At 42.1% G+C, this 4708-nt stretch carries 4 protein-coding genes and 1 pseudogene; 1 reads left to right on the plus strand and 4 read right to left on the minus strand.

The genetic code is table 11. The features are described from left to right. Positions 1 to 547: 547 nt before the first annotated feature. A complete protein-coding gene (gene aat, locus IQ224_RS21725; protein ID WP_084989820.1) occupies positions 548 to 1129 on the minus strand; it encodes a leucyl/phenylalanyl-tRNA--protein transferase in 582 nt (193 codons plus the stop codon). Between the two features lie 34 nt (positions 1130 to 1163). On the opposite strand from aat, the gene IQ224_RS21730 reads away from it, so the two are divergent. Then, positions 1164 to 1505 (plus strand): hypothetical protein, encoded by a 342-nt coding sequence (locus IQ224_RS21730; RefSeq protein WP_002731952.1) that lies wholly within the window; start codon positions 1164 to 1166, stop codon positions 1503 to 1505. Between the two features lie 366 nt (positions 1506 to 1871). Here the strand turns inward: IQ224_RS21730 and IQ224_RS21735 are convergent, their stop codons facing one another. The 3 genes and pseudogenes from IQ224_RS21735 to IQ224_RS21745 form a co-directional block, all read right to left on the minus strand. Beyond that, entirely contained in the window at positions 1872 to 2810 is a 939-nt protein-coding gene (locus IQ224_RS21735; protein ID WP_002749387.1) for a glycosyltransferase family 2 protein, read from the minus strand. Between the two features lie 113 nt (positions 2811 to 2923). Beyond that, positions 2924 to 3706: a hypothetical protein gene (locus IQ224_RS21740; protein WP_036403319.1), complete on the minus strand. Its 783-nt coding sequence runs from the start codon at positions 3704 to 3706 to the stop codon at positions 2924 to 2926. 171 nt (positions 3707 to 3877) lie between these two features. Continuing rightward, a pseudogene (locus IQ224_RS21745) lies at positions 3878 to 4579 on the minus strand (RRXRR domain-containing protein); the annotation flags it as partial. Positions 4580 to 4708 lie beyond the last annotated feature (129 nt).

Here is a 4708-nt window from a genome sequence, read left to right on the forward strand (position 1 = left end):
GGGTGTGGGGTTTTACCAGTTTTGAGGTGGCCAATTACCTAATTTTCAGGGAAAAAGTGCCTAAATTTCTCCCACTTTTTGATTTCAAAAAAACCTAAAGATATTATCCAACAAGGTTTTTAGGGTTCTTCGGTTTGTGTTATGCAATGGAGGGGGGTTATAAAGGATAAAACCCTTACACAGAAAGACATTGCTTCGATTTATGCCCCCTGATCGAATCATGCCAAGTAACGAAAAGCCTAAGCTTATAGTATAGCATAACTCGCGCCAATCAGGATGAGAGCATCTCAAAAGCTATTGACAATTGGCCAATTTTGTGATCCTCATGGGCATTTCAGGTGATACAAGTCAATCAAAATAGTTACGAAATCTTAACATTTGGTCGATTTTTGCTTAACAATTGAGATGGCCAATTCTCCTCAAATATGCCTAAATCGCCGACTGGGTAAGAAACTCAGACAAAGTTGATTTTGTCAAAAATTGTTAAGATGCGCCACCTTGTCCTGTACTTAGATTGTGTCTAGCTACTTACAATCGGAAACAATACTTAAACAAAATGGCAATGCTTCAACAGAGCGCTTTTCAATAGGAGATGATATTCTTTTTCGGGGATAGTATAGGACCCAAATCTAGCCAGATGGGGATTTTGCATTTGGGCATCAAATAGACAGAAATCCCGTTCTCTGAGGTGTTCAACTAACTTGACCATGGCTACCTTAGAACCATCGGGAATTTTATAAAACATCGATTCTCCGATAAAAACCCCGCGAATTGCTAAACCTAAAATCCCGCCCGCTAATTGATCCCCTTGCCAAGTCTCGAAACTGTAGGCCCAACCGGCTTGGTGTAATTGCTGATAGATTTGGATTAACTCCGGGGAAATCCAAGTCAGCGAGCGATCGGCACAACCGGCACAAACCCCAGCAAAATCGCGGTTAATAGCCACGGTAAAGCGATTTTGATTCAAAACTCGTTTTAGGGACTTGGGATACCTACAACGCCGATCTAGAGGAATAAGAGCGCGATTTTTACTAGAATACCAATCCAATCGCCCCCCCTCATCGGCCATGAGAAAGTAACCGCGTGCGTATCCTTGTATAATAGAGGCGGTATCCACAACTCCCCCCAAGAATTCAGTCTCGTAGCCTGATCATTCTCTAATTATGCCCGATCATCCCGCACCAATTCCGCCTATTACTTTACCACCGATCGAAAATCCCCAACAGGAACAAACTTGGCTGCGCACCGCTTTGCATCGTTGGTTAGATGCGGAATTTATTCCCGAAGCTATTAACGATACTATCGCTGAACGTGCTAGTCAAATTTTTCTGCGTCAGCGTTTGGAAGGGGAAAACGATCTCGGTAACTTGGTGATTGCGATCGTTACCGAGATGCAAGCTTTTGATTTCCGCGAAAGTTTTTATAGTGAATTTGCCATCGCTAACGCCGTTAGTGATTTAATTTTAGATAGTTTAGGGATCGATCGCTGTTGTGGGCAAAGTTAGACAGTTTTTCTCTGCTATTGGAGTTTAATTTCTATTAGCTGCTCTGCTAATTTTTTTGTACGAATGGGGTAAGCTACCAGCAATTCTCATTTTAAGGTTTCATGACATAAAAAGCCTTATAACAAGAGGGTTGTACAATTCTTAACAATTTTAGTGATCGCTGAAACGGCGCAAAATCGTTCTGAATTTATTTTTGCTAGTAAGCTACACTGCCTATTAGAAATTTTAGGACAAATGATCAAACCCTCTCTCCTCGATCATAGACGGTCTTAACCAGTAATTTAGATAGTCAACAGCTTATTGCTTATTTAGGAAGTTAACAAAATCTTTAATCGACAAGAATTAATTGATAGTTGTTGGGAAGGTTTAATTGATTTCCAACCCAGCGATCTCAGCGATTGTATAGGCTGGTCTGCCTTTAACTTCTTCGTAAATTCGCCCGACGTATTCCCCTAATATGCCAATACTGATCAATTGTACCGAACCCAAGAAAAACACAGCGATCAAGATAGTAGCTAAACCAGTAACAGGAGAGTCGGGTTGCTGTAAGCGCCAGTAGAGAACCAGTAAAGCCATCAACAGGGCAATTAAAGCAGAAAATAAGCCTAAATAAGTGGAAATACGCAGGGGAATCTTAGAAAAAGACACCAAGCTATTAATCGCTAAAGCTAGGGATTTTTTAAAAGTGTATTTGACTTCGCCAGCAAACCGGGGATCCCGCTCAAATTTAACAGCAGTTTGTCGGAAACCAATCCAAGCGCGCAAACCGCGAATATAACGATTCCGTTCTGGCATAGAATTTAATACGTCCACTACCTGACGATCCATCAGACAAAAATCCCCCGTGTCCGCAGGGATATCCACGTCAGCTAATCGTCGCAGCAATCTATAGAAAACGTAGGCAGTTAGGCGTTTAAACCAACTTTCTTTTTTCCGTTTTGTTCTCTGGGCGTAAACCACATGATAACCTGCTTGCCAAGACTCAATCATTTTGGGAATCAATTCCGGTGGATCCTGCAAGTCGGCATCGAGGACAACAATAACTTGACCCCTAGCAAAATTAAGTCCTGCCGTTACTGCTGCCTGATGACCAAAGTTACGAGCAAAGCTAATATAACAGACCCTAGCATCTCTTTCCTGTAGTTCCCGCATTAAATTTAAGGAACGGTCGCGACTGCCATCATTAATCAGAATCAGTTCCACAGAATCATCTAAACTATCCATGACATCACTGACACGGCGATAGAGTTCTCGAATGGTTTCTTCCTCGTTATAAATCGGGATAATTAGCGAATATTTCGGCATTTTCGAGAGGTTGAACGGACAAAAGCCGTGTTTTTATGGCGGCCGCTACGCTCTAAATATTCTGCTAAAGTATCCCTTTTGTCAACTTAATAGATTACTACTAGACAGTGCCTTTAAATTGCCAAGGAATGATCGACCATTGCTTGCCGACGTAAACAATTCCAGTAGGCTGCATAGAGATCCGTCTGTTGACCGCGCAGGGAAGCGATCGCAGGTGCGGCAGGAAAAGGCCAGAGACGATCAAAAACCACTTCCCGATGAGCCAAACGAAACTGTAGCAAATAAACAGAAGCAGGAGCCTGTAAATTATCCAGTAATTGCGCTGCCAGCCGGTGTAAAGACTTAAGACTCTCTCTTTCTAGACTAATCGGTTGACTGTAGGAGTTAGGGATCATACCCTCCCCGATTACCTCACCGTATTCTAAACCCTTAGATGTCACCGTGATCGGCAACCAAAGATCCCCAAAAGAAGAATCTCCCTGACTGGTTTTATAGTGCAGGGTATGGGCAACCCAAGCGCGTCTTTCCTCGATATCTCGACAAGCTTGATAAACTTTTTTACCTGGAAAATTCACCCAATTGGGCAATTGAATTGTTAAGGGACACCAGATTAAATTATTTTGGCTGGTTTTACCCGACTCCATTTTTGACCACAAAGAAGCCGTCCCCGTCACCTCCACCGCCAAGGATTTAGGAACCGCATTTTTTAAGGCAATCACCATTTTTTCGGTAACGGGCGATAGCCGAGACATCTGACCACTGGCTTGAGCTTCGGCATTAACGAGAATGATAACTTTGTCCATTTCTTCTTGTGGGTTGGGTGAACTTGAACGATCAGCGGTGAGGTTGGTTAAGAATGCGAACTGACTGGGGTTCAATGCTTCTGTAGTCGCCATGGCAAAAGCTATTTCTCTGGATTTTAGCGTATTATACAGGAGCGTAACTATTTTTTACGGATTTTTTCAACAACAAGCATCTTCTAGTCGGGATTTTTCTTCTCCCCCTCATCAAAAAAATGGGTCTGAAACCCCGCCCTTTAGCGATAGCGGAGGGCGGCTTTATACAAGTTAGTGAGAAACAATTAAACCGTTAGAACGACGAATTAACTGAATCTTGCTAATAGCTATCTGTCCCAATCGTTGACCATTGGTATCGCTTACAGATAGCTGTTTTTCGGTATCTCCACTAATATAACCAATTCCTTTGGGAGAAGAAACTAAATCGCCTTTACGGAACCCATGTCCTGTGGTAGAGCCACCATATTTACGTCGTTTACCACCTTTGGAAAAAACCATCAGGTGAAGTTGACGACGACTAATAGGAGGACGTTTGATGACAGCAAAGGGAGCGTTCGTTACTTCAACAGAACCCTTCCAATCATATCCATGTCCATTAGAAGCGTGGAATGGCAAATAATCTAAAAATTGAAAACAGGCAAGAGCAATGCCATCGTTAGCATGGCTTTCTGGTGATTGTTCTGCTTTATTTTTCGACTTTTCTAATCGCAAATGTTTTCTGAGATTAGAGGTTTGCCAACCAAAGCGAGTATGGACGGTTGCCAACTGAGATAGTTGGTCAATAGCCCATTTTTGTCCGACCATAACTGGTGAGAAACCTTTTCCAGACTTAGCTCCTTTTATACCAGAAGTTAAATCAACATCGGCTTTGATGTACTCAAAGTAAATATCGGTAATTGGATAGATTTTGGTTAGTTCAGAAACGACTCGAAGTTCAAGTTGACGATTAGCTCTGATTGAGGGAGCTAATTTTCGGCTCTTCGGGAATTGTTATGCAAATAATTAACTTAAAATAAAATTCAATGAGAGTACCTAAGCTCAAAAGTAGCTGAAATCCATACAGAAAAGGACTTAAGGCACAAACAGGTTAATGCCAAAAGA

It is taken from the genome of Microcystis sp. LEGE 00066 (genome assembly GCF_015207925.1).
In the GTDB taxonomy this organism is placed as follows: Bacteria; Cyanobacteriota; Cyanobacteriia; order Cyanobacteriales; family Microcystaceae; genus Microcystis; species Microcystis ichthyoblabe_A.

What these genes read in the sequence shown, in the direction of transcription:
- IQ224_RS21730 (WP_002731952.1), top strand. Translation starts at nt 1,164, where the DNA reads ATGCCCGATCATCCCGCACCAATTCCGCCTATTACTTTACCACCGATC.
- IQ224_RS21735 (WP_002749387.1), bottom strand. Translation starts at nt 2,810, where the DNA reads ATGCCGAAATATTCGCTAATTATCCCGATTTATAACGAGGAAGAAACC.
- IQ224_RS21740 (WP_036403319.1), bottom strand. Translation starts at nt 3,706, where the DNA reads ATGGCGACTACAGAAGCATTGAACCCCAGTCAGTTCGCATTCTTAACC.